General features: G+C 70.7%; 15 protein-coding genes and 1 pseudogene. 12 read left to right on the forward strand and 4 right to left on the reverse strand.

From position 1 onward, the window contains the following. Positions 1-2 precede the first annotated feature (2 nt). Positions 3-155, reverse strand: a pseudogene (locus N8I84_RS28715) (PIN domain nuclease); the annotation flags it as partial. A 144-nt stretch (positions 156-299) separates the two neighbouring features. On the opposite strand from N8I84_RS28715, the gene dxr reads away from it, so the two are divergent. From dxr to ispG, 5 genes are all read left to right on the forward strand, one after another. Next, positions 300-1,556 (forward strand): 1-deoxy-D-xylulose-5-phosphate reductoisomerase, encoded by a 1,257-nt coding sequence (gene dxr / locus N8I84_RS28720; protein ID WP_263232337.1) that lies wholly within the window; start codon positions 300-302, stop codon positions 1,554-1,556. Next, positions 1,553-2,857 (forward strand): M50 family metallopeptidase, encoded by a 1,305-nt coding sequence (locus tag N8I84_RS28725; protein WP_263232338.1) that lies wholly within the window; start codon positions 1,553-1,555, stop codon positions 2,855-2,857. The genes dxr and N8I84_RS28725 overlap by 4 nt, the downstream gene beginning before the upstream one ends. Positions 2,858-3,232: 375 nt before the next feature. Beyond that, positions 3,233-4,969 (forward strand): ABC transporter ATP-binding protein, encoded by a 1,737-nt coding sequence (locus N8I84_RS28730; protein WP_263232339.1) that lies wholly within the window; start codon positions 3,233-3,235, stop codon positions 4,967-4,969. Continuing rightward, positions 4,966-6,762, forward strand: coding sequence for an ABC transporter ATP-binding protein (locus N8I84_RS28735; protein ID WP_263232340.1), 1,797 nt, complete (start codon positions 4,966-4,968; stop codon positions 6,760-6,762). The genes N8I84_RS28730 and N8I84_RS28735 overlap by 4 nt, the downstream gene beginning before the upstream one ends. Before the next feature lie 174 nt (positions 6,763-6,936). After that, on the forward strand, positions 6,937-8,094 hold the full coding sequence (ispG, locus tag N8I84_RS28740; RefSeq protein ID WP_263232341.1) for a flavodoxin-dependent (E)-4-hydroxy-3-methylbut-2-enyl-diphosphate synthase: 1,158 nt from the start codon (positions 6,937-6,939) through the stop codon (positions 8,092-8,094). Between the two features lie 27 nt (positions 8,095-8,121). Here the strand turns inward: ispG and N8I84_RS28745 are convergent, their stop codons facing one another. Then, positions 8,122-8,586, reverse strand: coding sequence for an ATP-binding protein (locus N8I84_RS28745; protein ID WP_263232342.1), 465 nt, complete (start codon positions 8,584-8,586; stop codon positions 8,122-8,124). Between the two features lie 135 nt (positions 8,587-8,721). Between N8I84_RS28745 and N8I84_RS28750 the strand changes: the two genes are divergently transcribed. The 7 genes from N8I84_RS28750 to N8I84_RS28780 all read left to right on the forward strand — a co-directional run bounded on the left by N8I84_RS28750 (position 8,722) and on the right by N8I84_RS28780 (position 14,846). Further along, positions 8,722-9,531: a helix-turn-helix domain-containing protein gene (locus N8I84_RS28750; protein ID WP_263232343.1), complete on the forward strand. Its 810-nt coding sequence runs from the start codon at positions 8,722-8,724 to the stop codon at positions 9,529-9,531. Then, positions 9,528-9,728 carry a DUF397 domain-containing protein gene (locus N8I84_RS28755; protein ID WP_263232344.1) on the forward strand — a complete coding sequence of 67 codons (201 nt, stop codon included), beginning with the start codon at positions 9,528-9,530 and terminating at the stop codon, positions 9,726-9,728. Before N8I84_RS28750 ends, N8I84_RS28755 begins: the two co-directional genes overlap by 4 nt. Before the next feature lie 106 nt (positions 9,729-9,834). Continuing rightward, on the forward strand, positions 9,835-10,683 hold the full coding sequence (locus N8I84_RS28760) for a GNAT family N-acetyltransferase (RefSeq protein ID WP_263232345.1): 849 nt from the start codon (positions 9,835-9,837) through the stop codon (positions 10,681-10,683). Between the two features lie 86 nt (positions 10,684-10,769). Continuing rightward, a complete protein-coding gene (locus N8I84_RS28765) occupies positions 10,770-11,318 on the forward strand; it encodes a GNAT family N-acetyltransferase (protein WP_200422676.1) in 549 nt (182 codons plus the stop codon). A gap of 73 nt (positions 11,319-11,391) precedes the next feature. Next, positions 11,392-13,092, forward strand: a complete 1,701-nt coding sequence (locus N8I84_RS28770) for a proline--tRNA ligase (protein WP_263232346.1) — start codon at positions 11,392-11,394, stop codon at positions 13,090-13,092. A 231-nt stretch (positions 13,093-13,323) separates the two neighbouring features. Further along, complete coding sequence (locus N8I84_RS28775; protein WP_263234920.1) at positions 13,324-14,115, forward strand: ABC transporter ATP-binding protein; 792 nt, start codon at positions 13,324-13,326, stop codon at positions 14,113-14,115. Next, complete coding sequence (locus N8I84_RS28780) at positions 14,115-14,846, forward strand: ABC transporter permease (protein WP_263232347.1); 732 nt, start codon at positions 14,115-14,117, stop codon at positions 14,844-14,846. The genes N8I84_RS28775 and N8I84_RS28780 overlap by 1 nt, the downstream gene beginning before the upstream one ends. Before the next feature lie 28 nt (positions 14,847-14,874). Here N8I84_RS28780 and N8I84_RS28785 read toward each other — a convergent pair whose 3' ends face one another. Continuing rightward, positions 14,875-15,174, reverse strand: a complete 300-nt coding sequence (locus tag N8I84_RS28785) for a DUF5808 domain-containing protein (RefSeq protein ID WP_263232348.1) — start codon at positions 15,172-15,174, stop codon at positions 14,875-14,877. Positions 15,175-15,294: 120 nt separating this feature from the next. Beyond that, entirely contained in the window at positions 15,295-16,215 is a 921-nt protein-coding gene (locus N8I84_RS28790; protein ID WP_263232349.1) for an aminoglycoside phosphotransferase family protein, read from the reverse strand. Positions 16,216-16,240 lie beyond the last annotated feature (25 nt).

Genomic DNA, 16,240 nt, shown 5'->3' on the forward strand with positions numbered 1-16,240 from the left:
GGCTACAGGCTGCCCTGGGGCATCAGCCACCGGGTCGGCCGGCCGGTCACCGAAGCGATGGTCTCGAAGTCGTTGCCGTAGTGCAGCACGGTGAGACCCCGCAGCTCGGCGGTCGCGGCGACCAGCAGATCGACCGCGCCCGCCGAGCGGTGCCGGCAGGACACCTTCGCTTCTCCTGCCATGACGGCACCTCCTCCGGAGGGAACGGGCCCGTGCACGCCCACGCATGCCCGACGACGCACCCCTCGGGAGAGGGACGCCCTGTCCGCCCGCCCCCGCCCTACGGCCACAATGGAGGGATGAGCGACAGCCCAGCCCCTCTTGCCGACCCCCATCTCGTCTTCGACCCCGTGGACGGAGTGCGGGACGTCGTGATCCTCGGCTCCACCGGCTCGATCGGCACCCAGGCCATCGACCTCGTGCTGCGCAACCCCGACCGGTTCCGCGTCACCGGGCTCTCCGCCAACGGCGGCCGCGTCGGACTGCTCGCCGAGCAGGCCCACCGCCTGCGCGTGCGCACGGTCGCGGTCGCCCGCGAGGACGTCGTACCGGCCCTGAGGGAGGCCCTGAGCGCACAGTACGGGCCGGGGGAGGCACTCCCCGAGATACTCGCCGGAGCCGACGCGGCCAGCCGGCTCGCCACCTCCGACTGCCACACCGTGCTGAACGGCATCACCGGTTCCATCGGCCTCGCGCCCACCCTCGCCGCCCTCGAGGCGGGTCGCACGCTCGCGCTCGCCAACAAGGAGTCGCTCATCGTCGGCGGCCCGCTGGTGAAGGCCCTGGCCAAGCCCGGCCAGATCATCCCGGTGGACTCCGAGCACGCCGCCCTGTTCCAGGCCCTCGCCTCCGGCACCCGGGCCGATGTGCGCAAACTCGTCGTCACCGCCTCCGGCGGGCCGTTCCGCGGCCGCACGAAGGCGGAGCTCGCGAACGTGACGCCCAAGGACGCGCTCGCCCACCCCACGTGGGCCATGGGCCCGGTCATCACCGTCAACTCCGCGACCCTCGTCAACAAGGGTCTGGAAGTGATCGAGGCGCACCTGCTGTACGACATTCCCTTCGATCGCATTGAGGTTGTCGTACACCCGCAGTCGTATGTCCACTCGATGGTGGAATTCACGGATGGATCGACCCTGGCGCAGGCGACGCCCCCCGACATGCGGGGGCCGATCGCCATCGGACTCGGCTGGCCCGAACGGGTGCCCGACGCAGCACCCGCCTTCGACTGGAGCAAGGCGTCGACCTGGGAGTTCTTCCCGCTCGACACCGAAGCGTTCCCGTCGGTGGGACTCGCCCGGCACGTCGGGCAGCTCGCGGGCACCGCCCCGGCGGTGTTCAATGCGGCCAACGAGGAGTGCGTGGACGCGTTCCTGAACGGCGGCCTGCCGTATCTCGGCATCATGGATACGGTCACACGGGTGGTCGAGGAGCACGGCACCCCTCGTCGGGGAACTTCCCTGACCGTCGCGGACGTCCTCGAAGCGGAGACCTGGGCGCGCGCCCGGGCCAGGGAACTGACGGCGCAGACGGCAACGGCGGAGGCTCGTGCATGACGACCCTGATGATGATCCTCGGCATAGTCGTCTTCGTGGTCGGCCTGCTGTTCTCGATCGCGTGGCACGAGCTCGGGCATCTGTCGACGGCCAAGCTCTTCGGCATCCGCGTGCCGCAGTACATGGTCGGCTTCGGCCCGACCATCTGGTCGCGGCGGAAGGGCGAGACCGAGTACGGCATCAAGGCGGTCCCGCTCGGCGGCTACATCCGCATGATCGGCATGTTCCCGCCCGGCCCCGACGGCCGGATCGAGGCCCGCTCCACCTCGCCGTGGCGCGGGATGATCGAGGACGCCCGGGCGCAGTCCTTCGAGGAGCTCCAGCCCGGTGACGAGACGCGGCTCTTCTACACGCGCAAGCCGTGGAAGCGCGTCATCGTCATGTTCGCGGGCCCCTTCATGAACCTGATCCTCGCCGTGGTGGTCTTCCTCGGCGTGATGATGACCTTCGGCGTCCAGACCCAGACCACCACGGTCTCCAAGATCTCCGACTGCGTCATCCAGCAGAGCGAGGACCGCACCAAGTGCGAGAAGGGCGACCCGGCCGCGCCCGCCCTGGCCGCCGGGCTGAAGCCGGGCGACAAGATCGTCGGGTTCGACGGGAAGCAGGTGAAGGACTGGTCCACCCTCCAGTCCGAAATCCGCGCCAACCCCGGCAAGGACGTCACGATCACCGTCGAGCGCAAGGGGCAGACGGTCGACCTGCACGCCCACCTGATCAAGAACCAGGTCAGCAAGACGGACGGCAACGGCGGCTACGTCGAGGGCAAGTACGTCTACGCCGGCTTCCTCGGCTTCACCCCGGCCACCGGCATCGTGCAGCAGTCCCTCGACCAGTCCGTGCAGCGCATGGGCGACATGATGGAGAACGGCGTCGAGTCGATCGTCTCCCTGCCCGGCAAGATCCCCGGCCTGTGGGACGCGGCCTTCGGCAACGCCCCGCGCCAGCCGGACTCCCCGATGGGCGTGGTCGGCGCGGCCCGGGTCGGCGGCGAGGTCTTCACCCTCGACATTCCGCCGTCCCAGCAGATCGCGATGATGCTCATGCTCGTCGCGGGCTTCAACCTGTCCCTGTTCCTGTTCAACATGCTTCCGCTGCTCCCACTGGACGGCGGGCACATCGCGGGCGCCCTGTGGGAGTCGCTGCGCCGCAACCTGGCCAAGGTGCTGCGCCGCCCCGACCCGGGACCCTTCGACGTGGCGAAGCTGATGCCGGTGGCGTACGTGGTGGCCAGTGTGTTCATTTGCTTTACGATCCTGGTCTTGATCGCAGATCTTGTTAACCCGGTCAAGATCAGCTAGCAAACGGTCGCTTTCTGTTGCGATGGTCATGTGCGTGCTCTTCTCTTGCGTAACTCACGCGAGTGAAGAGCACGCATTTTGCGTACGACGCCGCGCGGCACCTGCCACCGCCGCTGGAACGAGGTCACCGCAGCCGCCACCACATGACCGCCAAAGGCGAAGATCACGAACCAGAGCTGCCGTGTCCGGCCTGCAGTCGCCGTAAACCCACTTGCGGCGGAAGGTGTTCGACACAAGCATCGGGAGCCTTCCCGGCCTGTCGGAGGCACTGTGGGTCTGACCGTTCCTGAGCGACGGATGCTTCTGCAACCACTACGAGACGCCGGAGGTCCGCTACTTGTCGGTTTCGTTCTGCTGAAGATCGCGGAGGCCCTGGTGCCCGCCGCGACCGCGGTCACCATGGCGTTGCTGGTCTCGCGGCTCGACACCAGCAGCAGTGGCGAGGTCTTCGCCGTCGCCTTGGGGCCACTGCTCGCTTTCGGTGCTGTCCTGCTCGCCGGGCATGTGGTCGACGCGCTGGCGGAGCCGCTGCGATTCGTCGCCGAAGCCCGGATGGACGGTGCGCACCGGGCGCACATCGCCCGGCTCGCGGCAGGCAGCCCCACCATCGGCGCCCTGGAGCGGCCGGAGGTCCAAGAGCGGGTTCGGCTGGCCCGCGCCGACCCGGACAACTGGACCGAACGCACTCCTGGACAGGGCGCCTTGGCGCAGCTCGGAGAGTTCGTCCGCATCTTGGGCATCACCGCCTCCTGCCTGGTGCTCGCCCGCTACGCCTGGTGGCTGGTCCCGGTTGTGCTCCTCGCCGCGGTCGCCGCCCGCTCCGTCGGGTACCGGCAGGGCCTGGCCTTCATCCGTCTGTGGCTTGCCGGTGTCTCGCACGGACGTCGCGCCCATATGTGGCAGGAGGTGCTCACCCAGCCGGCGGAGGCGAAGGAGGTGCGTGTCTTCGGTTTCGCCGAGTGGGGGGTGCAACGCGAGCAGCACCACATCCACGGCATGTTCGACCGCGCTTGGGCGGCGGGCGTGCGCGATCTCAACCGGCAGTGGGGCAGACTCGCCCTGACGGTGCTGGGCCTGGCCGCAGCCTATGTGCCGGTGGCCCTGGACGCCGCCCACGGCACGACGACGGTGGCGGTCGAGACCGCTGTGTTCGCGGCGGGCTGGTCGGTGTTCACCGCCCTCGACGGCCTCGACTGGCGCAACCGCCTCGGTGCCCTGCCGGTTCTTCAAGCGGCCCGGAAGCTGGATGAGGAGCTCGGGGCTCCCGCTGCCCCGGCCCATGCGGCGCCCGCAAGCCGACCCGAGGATGCTCCCCTGGTCCGCTTCGAGCAGGTGGAGTTCACCTACCCCGGCACCGAGCGCAAGGTCCTCGACGGTCTGGACCTGGAGATCCGCCCCGGCGAACTGCTGGCCGTCGTCGGCTTGAACGGCGCCGGCAAGTCCACTCTGATCAAGCTGCTCTCCTCGCTGTACGAACCCACCGCCGGCCGGATCACTGCCGACGGCACCGATATCGCCGAGTTCGGGCCGGCCGAGTGGCGCCGCCGGATCTCCGTCGTCTTCCAGGACTTCGTCCGCTACCACCTGACCCTGTCCGACAACGTGACCCTCGGGCAGGCCGACGGCACCGTCCCCGACCTCACCCGTGCCGAAGCCGCCGCCCGGGACGCGGGGCTTGACGAGGTGCTGGCCCGGCTGCCCCACGGCTGGGACACCCCGGTGGCGCGTTCGCGCACCGGCGGGGTGGACCTCTCCGGCGGCCAGTGGCAGCAGGTGGTGCTCGCCCGCGCACTGTATGCCGTACGCAGCGGAGCCCGGCTGCTGGTGCTGGACGAGCCGACGGCGCACCTGGACGTGCGCACCGAGTTCGATGTCTTCTCCCGGCTGGCCGCGCACCGGGGCAGCAGCAGCGTGGTGCTGATCTCCCACCGGCTGTCCACGGTCCGCCAGGCCGACCGCATCGTCGTGCTCGACGGCGGCCGAATCACCGAGTCGGGCACCCATGAGGAACTGATGGCCCTCGGCGGCTCCTACGCCGAGATGTTCGCCATCCAGGCCGAGCGCTTCGGCGCCGGCTTCGACGACCGCATCGAGGACGGAGAGCTTGAGTGAAGCGCTATCTGGCCCTGTGGGCCGAACTCTTCCGACTGTCCTGGCGGAAGGAGCCACGGCTGGTCGGGGGCTTATTGGCGGCCCGGACGGCCTCCGTTGCCGCCGTCGCCGCCTCCGCTCTCTCCTTGCGCGAGGCCGTTGACGCGGCCCTCGCCCACCACGCGGGCCCGGCCGTGGCAGCCGCCCTGGGTGCGGCGCTCACCTACGGTGTCACCTCCCTCCTCCGCGGCGCGACGGGGGGCCTGCGGATCCTGCTGGTGGAAAAGGTCGGGCTGACCGACCTCTTGCAGCAGATCCACCGGGACATCGCCACCGTCGAGGGCCTGGACCACCTGGAGCGTACGGACTTCCTGGACCGCGTCACTGTCGTCCGCAACTCCGCCTGGGGCATCGCCGACAGCCTGTGGGCCTCGGTTGACGCGGTGTTCAACGTCGTGGAGGTGATCGTCGCGCTGGTGCTGCTGGGCACCATGAACCCCTGGCTGCTTTTCCTGCTCGCCTTCGCTGCCGTACCGCTGTGGTTCGACCAGCGCGGTCTGCGGGCGGTGAAGGAGGCCGAGACGGCGACGGCGGAGGCGTTCCGGCTGCAGCGGCATCTGTTCGAACTGGCGACCTCGCCCTCGGCGGGCAAGGAACTGCGAGTGGCGGGATCCGGACCCCAGCTGGCCCGGCTCCAGCAGGAGGCCTGGGACGAGGCGATGCGCGGCCGTGCCAGGGCACGGATCAGCGCCGCGGTGTGGAAGATGTCGGGATGGGGACTGTTCACCGCGGGTTTCGTCGCCGGACTGGCGCTCGTCGCCCACCGGGTGGCGCACGGCCACGGCACGGTCGGTGACATCATGCTCACCGTCGCGGTGGCCAACAACCTGCGTGAGTCCGTGCACTTCGCTGTCGTCCGGGCCACCGACACAGCGAGTGCGAGCCGGCTCATCGAACCGTACCTGTGGTTGCGCGACTGGGTCACGGCCGACCGCGCCCGGGTCCGGGGCGGCGAGAAGGCACCCGAGGTACTGCGCGCGGGCATCGCCTTCGAGAACGTCAGCTATGCCTACCCCGGCACCGACCGGCCAGCCCTGGACGGAGTGGACGTCACCCTGCCCGCGGGCTCGGTGGTCGCGATCGTCGGTGAGTACGGGTCGGGCAAGACGACCCTGGTCAAGCTGCTGGCCAAGTTCTACCGCCCGGACAGCGGCCGCATCACGGTGGACGGAAGGGACCTCGCCGAACTGGACACCGAGGACTGGCGCTCCCGCTCCAGCGCCGCCTTCCAGGACTTCGGCCGCCTGCACACCTCCTTCGCCGAGGCGGTGGGGCTCGGCGACCTCGCCCATGTCGAGGACCGCGAACGCATCGCCGAGGCGGTGCGCGCCGCCGACGCCGAGTCGCTGGTGGCCCGGCTGCCCGACGGGCTGGACAGCCAGCTGGGCCGGGAGTTCGACGGTGTGGACCTCTCCGAGGGCCAGTGGCAGAAGACCGCGCTCGCCCGCGCCTCCATGCGGCCCGATCCGCTGCTGTTCGTCCTCGACGAGCCGACCGCCTCCCTGGACGCACCCAGCGAGGACGCCATCTTCGCCCGCTACATGCAGCGGGCCCGGGACCTGGCCACCCGCACCGGCGCGGTCACCGTGATCGTCTCGCACCGCTTCTCCACGGTCACCGGCGCCGACCTGATCCTGGTCCTGGACCACGGCCGACTCACTGAGGCGGGCACCCACGAGGAACTGGTCCTGCTCGGCGGCCGTTATGCCGACCTGTACTCGATCCAGGCCAACGCCTACGCCTCGACCGGTTGACGCCCCCGGGTGGCCCTGATCGCGGCGAGGACGGCCGCCACACCCGGGACCACCATCGGGTGGACTCCTGGGATGCCGTGTCTCCGCGTCCATGTCCGTGGCGTAATCTCGGAGCCTGGAGCCCGCCGTTTTCCGGGACCGGACCTTGATCCACAACTTGGGGTTGCACAGCAGATGACTGCGATTTCACTCGGCATGCCGTCCGTTCCGACCAAGCTCGCCGAGCGCCGGAAGAGCCGGCAGATCCAGGTCGGACCTGTGGCGGTGGGCGGAGACGCCCCGGTGTCCGTGCAGTCGATGACGACGACCCGTACGTCGGACATCGGCGCCACCCTCCAGCAGATCGCGGAGCTGACGGCGTCGGGCTGCCAGATCGTCCGCGTCGCGTGCCCCACGCAGGACGACGCGGACGCCCTCGCGACCATCGCGAGGAAGTCGCAGATCCCGGTGATCGCGGACATCCACTTCCAGCCGAAGTACGTCTTCGCCGCGATCGAGGCCGGCTGCGCCGCCGTCCGCGTCAACCCGGGCAACATCAAGCAGTTCGACGACAAGGTCAAGGAGATCGCCAAGGCCGCCAAGGACCACGGCACTCCCATCCGGATCGGCGTCAACGCGGGATCCCTGGACAGGCGGCTGCTCCAGAAGTACGGCAAGGCGACCCCCGAGGCGCTCGTCGAGTCCGCCCTGTGGGAGGCGTCCCTCTTCGAGGAGCACGACTTCCGGGACATCAAGATCTCCGTCAAGCACAACGACCCGGTCGTGATGATCGAGGCCTACCGGCAGCTCGCCGCCCAGTGCGACTACCCGCTGCACCTCGGCGTGACGGAGGCCGGTCCCGCCTTCCAGGGCACCATCAAGTCGGCGGTCGCCTTCGGTGCGCTGCTGTCCCAGGGCATCGGCGACACCATCCGCGTGTCCCTGTCCGCGCCTCCGGTCGAGGAGGTCAAGGTCGGCATCCAGATCCTGGAGTCCCTCGGCCTGCGCGAGCGCGGCCTGGAGATCGTCTCCTGCCCGTCCTGCGGGCGCGCCCAGGTCGATGTCTACAAGCTGGCCGAGGAGGTCACCGCCGGCCTCGAGGGCATGGACGTGCCACTGCGCGTCGCGGTCATGGGCTGCGTGGTGAACGGCCCGGGCGAGGCCCGCGAGGCCGACCTCGGCGTCGCGTCCGGCAACGGCAAGGGCCAGATCTTCGTCAAGGGCGAGGTCATCAAGACCGTGCCCGAGTCGAAGATCGTGGAGACCCTCATCGAGGAGGCCATGAAGCTCGCCGAGCAGATGCAGAAGGACGGCGCGGCCTCCGGCGAGCCGTCGGTGTCGGTCGCCGGCTGAGCACCGCTTCTTCTTCCCGGAGTCCCGTCACCCGTCGGTGGCGGGACTCCGTCGTACTTCCGCCCAGACGCCTTTCCCGGGGTTGCGCGGTACGACGCCCCACAGGTCGGCCAGCGCCTCCACGAGCAGCAGCCCGCGTCCGGACTCGTCGTTCGCCGGGTCCTGCGGAGGCCGGGACTCGGGCAGCCGCTCCGTACGGGTGTCGGAGACCTCCAGACGCACCACCTCCGGCGTCTCGGTGAGCCGTACGCGGAAGTCCCGCCCCGGCACATGACCGTGCCTTACGGCGTTGGAGGCCAGCTCGGAGGTGATGAGCGTGACGGTCTCGTTGAGGGGACTGCCGTAGGGGTGCCCCCACTCGTCCAGACGGTGGGAGACCAGGCGCCTGGCGAGCCGCGCCCCGCGCGGAGTGGACGTGAACCGCATGGCGAACTCGTGTGCGGGCGCGGTGCGGTTCTGAATATGCCAGTTGGAGGAGCTTGCCGACTTCATATCGCTCACGGTCGCGCACGGTGCGTAGCGTTGGACAGGGGCACAGCCTGGACCACCGTGGGTTGTACGCGGGAGGGGGGCGTCTGTACGCGCGGTGAGCCGTGACCACGGCTGCGCGAGAGCGGTGAGGGATGCATGAGCGAGGAGCAGGGGACGGGCGTACCGCACATCTTCGGGCGGCAGTTGAAGAGGTTGCGCACGGCAGCGGAGATGGGGCGGGCCGAACTGGGGTCGCGGACGGGCTACTCCGAGTCGACCATCGCGTCGTTCGAGCAGGGGAGGCGGATCCCGTCGGCGGAGTTCATCGCGCGGGCGGACGAAGTGCTCGGGGCGCACGGGGTGTTGCTGGAGTTGGTCGAGGAGATGGAGAGGGCGCAGTATCCGCCGTTTTTTCAGGACGCGGCCAAGTTCGAGAAGGAGGCGGTTGCGTTGCACTTCTTTGCTGTGCAGACGGTCCCCGGTCTGCTCCAGACGCAGGACTATGCGCGCGTGGTTTTCGCCATGCGACGCCCTCCGCTGGACGAGGAGACGATCGAACAGCGCGTGGCGGCGCGACTGGCGCGACAGGCGGTCTTCACACGCAGGCCGATGCCCGTGATCAGCTTTGTGATGGAAGAGGCGATCCTGCGCAAACAATTGGGCGGACCGGTAGTCATGAGGGGGCAGTTGGAGCAGATTCTTCTCATTGGTGAGCAGCCCAACGTGGAGATCCAGGTCATGCCGGACGCGCGCGAGGAGCACGCGGCACTGTCAGGCCGGTTCACCTTGATCGAGACAGCGAAGGGGCGCAGGATCGCTTACGTAGAGGCGTTCAAGAGCAGCCGCCTCTTCACCGACCGCTCGACGGTCAGGGAACTTGACGAGCGATACGGCGTCCTGCGTGCTCAAGCCCTGAATCCGCGCGAATCGCTGGCCCTGGTAGAGAAGATGCTGGGAGACACATGAATGCCGAAGCACTGTCCGAGCTCGCGTGGTTCAAGAGCAGCTACAGCGACGGCGAAGGCGGCGAGTGCGTCGAGGTGGCCACCTGCCCCACCACCATCCACGTCCGCGACTCCAAGCATACCCCCGAAACCGGTCCCACCCTCATGATCCCCTCCGCGTCCTGGGAGGCGTTCATAGGGTTCACCGCTCGGCAGTGAGTCACGGCCGTCCCAAAAGCCACAGCAGACCCCCACCGGGCGGCACCGTCCAGGCGCGGCAGGTACAGTGCGGAGATCAGCAGACCCAAGGGTGAGGCTCCCGCACGTGTTGACGCAGACGACCACCCGGGTCCTCGAACCGAGTGACCTGGACGCCGCACTCGCCGTCCTCGACCGCGACCCCGTCGCGAACGCCTTCGTGACGTCCCGCGTCCATGTCGCGGGCCTCGATCCCTGGCGCCTCGGCGGGGAGATGTGGGGCTGGTACGAGGACGGCATGCTGACCTCGCTGTGCTACGCCGGCGCCAACCTCGTCCCGATCTGCGCCACCCCGCGCGCGGTGCGGGCCTTCGCCGACCGCGCCCGGCGCACCGGCCGCCGCTGCTCCTCGATCGTCGGCCCCGCCGAGTCCACCGCCCGGTTGTGGCGGCTGCTGGAGCCCAGCTGGGGCCCCGCCCGCGAGGTCCGAGCCCACCAGCCGCTCATGGTCACCGACCGCATGCCCGAGGGCATCGCCCCCGATCCGCACGTCCGCCGCATCCGCAAGGACGAGATGGAGACGATCATGCCGGCGTGCGTGGCGATGTTCACCGAGGAGGTCGGCGTCTCACCGCTGGCGGGCGACGGAGGGCTGCTCTACCAGGCACGGGTCGCCGAACTCGTCGGCGCCGGCCGCTCCTTCGCCCGCCTCGACGACAGCGGCAGGGTCGTCTTCAAGGCGGAGATCGGCGCCGCGACCCCACTGGCCTGCCAGATCCAGGGGGTGTGGGTGGCCCCCGAGTACCGGGGGACGGGCCTGGCCGCACCGGGTATGGCGGCGGTGCTGCGCTACGCGCTGACCGATGTGGCCCCGGTGGTGAGCCTGTACGTCAACGACTTCAACACCCCCGCGCGGCGGACGTACCACAGGGTGGGATTCCAGGAGGTCGGGGCGTTCATGAGCGTCCTGTTCTGAGCGCGGCGCAGGGGTCCCGGGCGCTGCGGGGAGTCACAGACGGCCCGCAGCCGAACACCGTCGCGTACCCCTGTAGGCTCACGACCATGCCTCGTACCGTCGACGACGTCGTGATCGGCCCCCTGGACCTGTCCGCCCGTGTCGACGAGGCGCTCGCCGTCCAGGCCCTCGCGTTCGGGCTGGGCGCCGACGAGGTCGCCGTACGCCGCCAGATCGTGCTGCGGCACATGACCTACCCGGCAGCCCGCGCGTTCGGCGCCACCACCGCGGACGGACGGCTCGTCGGGTTCGTGTACGGCATGCCCAACGACCGTGCGCACTGGTGGTCCACCGTCGTCGAACCGTATCTGCGCGCCCAGGGCCACGACGACTGGCTCGACGACTCGTTCGTGATCACCGAGCTGCACGTCCACCCCCGGTACCAGAACCGCGGCATCGGCCGCGCCCTGATCACCACCATCACGGACGGCGCCACCGAACCCCGCTCGATCCTCTCCGCGATCGACACCGACAGCCCGGCCCGCGGCCTGTACCACTCGCTGGGCTATGTGGATCTCGCGCGGCAGGTCCTCTTCCCCAGCGCGCCGAAACCGTACGCGGTGATGGGCGCCCCGCTGCCCCTGCGACGCCGTTAACGGATTTCCACCCGCACGGCAAGCCCGGCTAACCTCCTAGCCATCACCCTTACGCGGCAGGAGTACCAGAACCATGGCCAACGCACCGGTCCAGCGCATGTCCCAGTTGATGGCGAAGACGCTGCGCGACGACCCGGCCGACGCCGAGGTCCTCAGCCACAAGCTGCTGGTCCGCGCGGGCTACGTCCGCCGCACGGCCGCCGGTGTGTGGACCTGGCTGCCGCTCGGCAAGAAGGTCCTCGCCAACGTGGAGCGGATCGTCCGCGAGGAGATGGACGCCATCGGCGCCCAGGAGGTGCTGCTGCCCGCCCTGCTGCCCCGCGAGCCCTATGACGCGACCGGCCGCTGGGACGAGTACGGCGCCGAGCTGTTCCGCCTGAAGGACCGCAAGGGCGGCGACTACCTGCTCGGTCCCACCCACGAGGAGATCTTCACCCTGCTGGTGAAGGACCAGGCGTCCTCGTACAAGGACCTGCCGGTGATCCTCTACCAGATCCAGACCAAGTTCCGTGACGAGGCCCGGCCCCGCGCGGGCATCCTGCGCGGCCGTGAGTTCCTGATGAAGGACTCGTACTCCTTCGATCTGGAGGACGAGGGCCTCGCCCGGTCCTACGCCCTGCACCGCCAGGCCTACCAGCGCGTCTTCGAGCGCCTCGGCCTCGACTACCGGATCGTCGCCGCGACCGCGGGCGCCATGGGCGGTTCCAAGTCCGAGGAGTTCCTCGCCCCCGCCGGCGCCGGCGAGGACACCTTCGCGGACTGCCCGAACTGCGACTTCGCCGCCAACACCGAGGCGATCACCTACGCGCTCCAGCCGGTCGACGCCTCCGGCGTCCCGGCCGCCGAGGAGATCCCCACCCCCGACACCCCCACCATCGAGACCCTCGCCGCCTTCCTCGGCGTCCCGGCCTCGGCCACCCTGAAGAACCTCCTCGTCAAGGTCGACGGCGAGATCGTCGCCGTCGGCGTCCCCGGCGACCGCGAGGTCGACATGGGCAAGGTCGAGGCGCACTTCGCCCCGGCCGTCGTCGAGATGGTCACCGAGGCCGACTTCGCGGGCCGGCCCGACCTCGTCCGCGGCTACGTCGGTCCGCAGGGCCTGGAGAAGGTCCGCTACATCGCCGACCCGCGCGTGGCTCCGGGCACCGCGTGGATCACGGGCGCCAACAAGGAGCAGACCCACGCCCGGAACGTGGTCGCCGGCCGCGACTTCGAGGTCGACGAGTACGTGGACGTCGTGGTGGTGCAGGAGGGCGACCCCTGCCCGAAGTGCGGCACCGCGCTCAAGCTGGACCGCGCCATCGAGATCGGCCACATCTTCCAGCTCGGCCGCAAGTACGCCGACGCCCTCAAGCTCGACGTCCTCGGCCAGAACGGCAAGCCGGTCCGCGTCACCATGGGCTCCTACGGCATCGGCGTCTCCCGCGCGGTCGCCGCGCTCGCCGAGCAGACCGCCGACGAGCAGGGCCTGTGCTGGCCCAAGGAGGTCGCCCCGGCCGACGTGCACGTGGTGGCCGCCGGCAAGGCCCTGCAGACCGAGCTGGCGCTCGACGTCTCCGAGAAGCTGTCGGCGGCCGGTGTCCGCGTGCTGGTGGACGACCGGGCCGGCGTCTCGCCGGGCGTGAAGTTCACCGACGCCGAACTGATCGGCGTGCCGCAGATCCTGGTGGCGGGGCGTCGCGCCGGCGAGGGCGTCGTCGAGCTCAAGGACCGCCGGACGGGCGAGCGCGAGGAGCTCACGGTGGACGAGGCGATCGCCCGCCTCACCGCCTGATCCGCGCGTCAGGGCGCCCGCCACGGCCGACCAGCCCATGGCGGGCGTCACCTGTCCCTACTGGACGGGCAGGTGCGTCCGGCAAGATGAGGCCCGCACGCCAAGCATCTGCGGACCTGTATCACCCGGAGGACGCCCGTGTCCGACACGACCGGCCGGCACCAGTTCCGGTTCGGCCCCGCCCGGTTGCGGCAGGGGCGTACCCGGCCACCGGCAGGAGCCGCACCCACCGTGCCGGCGCCGTACAGCAGTGGCCTGCGGCCACCGGCGGTCGAGGCCCGTGGGCTGCGGGTCGTCCGTGGCGGCCGGGAGGTGCTCCGCGGCCTCTCGTTCACCGTGCCCCGAGGCACGGTCACCGGCCTGCTGGGCCCTTCCGGCTGCGGCAAGACCACACTCATCCGCAGCATCGTCGGCACCCAGATCACCGCGTCCGGTACGGTCACCGTCCTGGGTGAGCCGGCCGGATCCCGGCGGCTGCGCGGACGCGTCGGCTACGCCACCCAGACCCCGGCCCTCTACCCCGACCTCACGGTCGCTGAGAACCTGCGCTACTTCGCCGCGTTGCTGCATGCCGAACCGGACGTCGAACGCGTCATCGCCGCCACCGACCTGGAGCGGCAGCGCGACCAGGCGGTCGGCTCCCTCTCGGGCGGCCAGCGGATGCGTACCGGCATAGCCGCCGCTCTGCTCGGCGGCCCGCCGCTGCTGGTTCTCGACGAGCCCACCGTCGGCCTCGACCCCGTTTTGCGCAACCAGCTCTGGCAGCTCTTCCGCACCCTGGCGGCGGACGGCACCACGCTGCTGGTGTCCAGCCACGTCATGGAAGAGGCCGGGCGTTGCGGACGGCTGCTGCTGATGCGCGACGGCCTGCTCCTCGCCGACGACACCCCCGACGCGCTGCGCGACCGCACCGGCACCGTCGACCTGGAGCAGGCGTTCCTCCGCCTGGTAGAAGACGTCGCGCCTCGCGAGACCCGGCACCACGGGACCCAGCCCCACGAGGACGAGGAGACCGGGCCGTGATGACCTCGGCGAGCCGCGCCACCACGCGCCGCATCCTGCGCCAGCTGCGTCACGACCCGCGCACGGTGGCCCTGCTGCTGCTCGTCCCGGTCCTGCTCGTGGTCCTGCTGCGCTACATGTTCGACTCGGCGGCCGCCTTCGACCGGGTCGCCCCCGCGTTGCTCGGCATCTTCCCGTTCATCGTCATGTTCCTCGTCACCTCGGTGACGACCCTGCGCGAGCGCACCTCGGGGACGCTGGAGCGGCTGATGACCATGCCGCTGAGCAAGCTGGACCTGCTGACCGGTTACGCCTGCGCCTTCGGTCTGCTCGCGGTGGTCCAGGCGCTGGCGGTCACCGGGGTGAGCCTGCGGCCGCTGGGGCTGACGGTGTCCGGGTCGACGGCCGTGTTGCTGACGGTCGCGGTGCTGGACGCCCTGCTCGGCACGGCGCTGGGGCTGTTCGTCTCGGCCTTCGCCCGGACGGAGTTCCAGGCCGTGCAGTTCATGCCTGCTGTGGTCTTCCCGCAGCTGCTGCTGTGCGGGCTGTTCGTCCCCCGGGCGCACATGGCGCAGCCGCTCCGCTGGGCCTCGGACATCCTCCCGCTCTCCTACGCCGTCGACGCCCTGGACCGGGCCGCCGCGGGCACCACCGGCACGGCCGACCTCGTCCGGGACCTCACGGTGATCGCCGGTTCCGCCCTGGCCGCCCTGGCGCTCGCGGCCGCCACCCTTCGTCGGCGCACCCCCTGACGCCCGGTCGGCGGGCGTCGCGACCCGATCACCTCTGCGGGTGGGGCCGACGGCGCACGGCCTTCGGCAGTCCTCGGCCGATCCGGGCCAGATTGATCCCGTAACCGACGCCGAAGGCGTGCGGCGTGAGGAACGCGTCGCTGTCGGGGTCCCAGTACTCGCGGACGACCTTGCCCAGAGTGGGCCTGCGGAAGTCGTACGGCAGCCCGGCGACGCGGCCGGTCCAGGTGCGCGCCGACGCCGGCCTGCGCAACTGCTGCGCAACGGCAGCGGCGGTGGCCGCGCCTGCCGCGAGGACGACCAGGGTGCTCAGCGTTCTTCTCCTCATGGCGAGACCGTACGCCGCCGGCCGCGCGAGGGGCCGAGACGAAAGGCGCTCCGCTCAGGGCCGTTCGGGCCTTCGGTACGGCTGACCGGGGCGGGCGAGGGGGCTGTCGGCCCGCCTCGTCTAGAGCCAGGTCGCGAACTCCAGCAACAGCTCAGCGTCCCCCGGGCGGCCCACCCGGCGCGCCCGTACCCCCGACTCCACCGCCCGGAACAGCGTCCAGCCGCGCAGCCGCTCCTGGTCCAGGTCCAGGGACTCCGCGAGCCGTTTCACCCGGCGGCGGGTGATCGCCGCTCCGGAGGGCGCCGCGATCAGGTCCTCCACACGGTCGCGCACCAGCCTCGCCAGGTCGAAGGCGCACTCGCCGACCACCGGGTCCGGACCCACCGCGAGCCACGGCATCCGCTCCCCGGCGAGGATCTTGCTCTGCCGGAAGGTGCCGTGCAGCAGCCGCTCCTCGGGCGGGGCGGCGAGCAGCTGCTCACGGGCGGCCAGCGCAGCCTCGACCAGCGGCGCGGCCTCCGGGTCCGTCTCCGCGCTCCTGCGCATCGCCTCGGCCTGTCGTCCCGTGCGTGCGGCCACCGTCTCGAAGGAGTGGGCGGCGGGCGGCTCGACCCACAGCCGCCGCAGCGTGCCGGCCGCCTCCAGCAGGGCCTTCGCCTCCGGCAGCGACCGCACGGACATCTCCGGGTGCAGGCGCTCCAGCAGCAGCACGCCCTCCCCGGCGTCCGAGGTGTCCGGGGCGTCCACGTCCAGGAGCCGTACGGCCCCGAAGCCCTCCCACCGCCCGAGCGCGGCACGCTCGCTGCCCGGGCGGGCCCAGGGCGGTACCAGCTTCAGCACGGCGGGAGTCCCGTCGGCCTGCCGCACCAGCAGCACCAGGCTGCTGCGGCCGCCCGGCGCCTGCACCCGCTCCACGGTCAACTCGCGTAGACCGACGGCCTGCCGGATCAGCTCCGGGAGCCGGCCCAGCCAGTCGGCGCCACCGTCCCGCTGCGTCTCGCCGAGCGCCCTCACCAGGCGCTGCGGCGGTTCGAAAGCCATGCGCGAGTTGTTCCCTTCCAGGTCG

It is taken from the genome of Streptomyces cynarae, assembly GCF_025642135.1.
Taxonomy (GTDB): domain Bacteria; phylum Actinomycetota; class Actinomycetes; order Streptomycetales; family Streptomycetaceae; genus Streptomyces; species Streptomyces cynarae.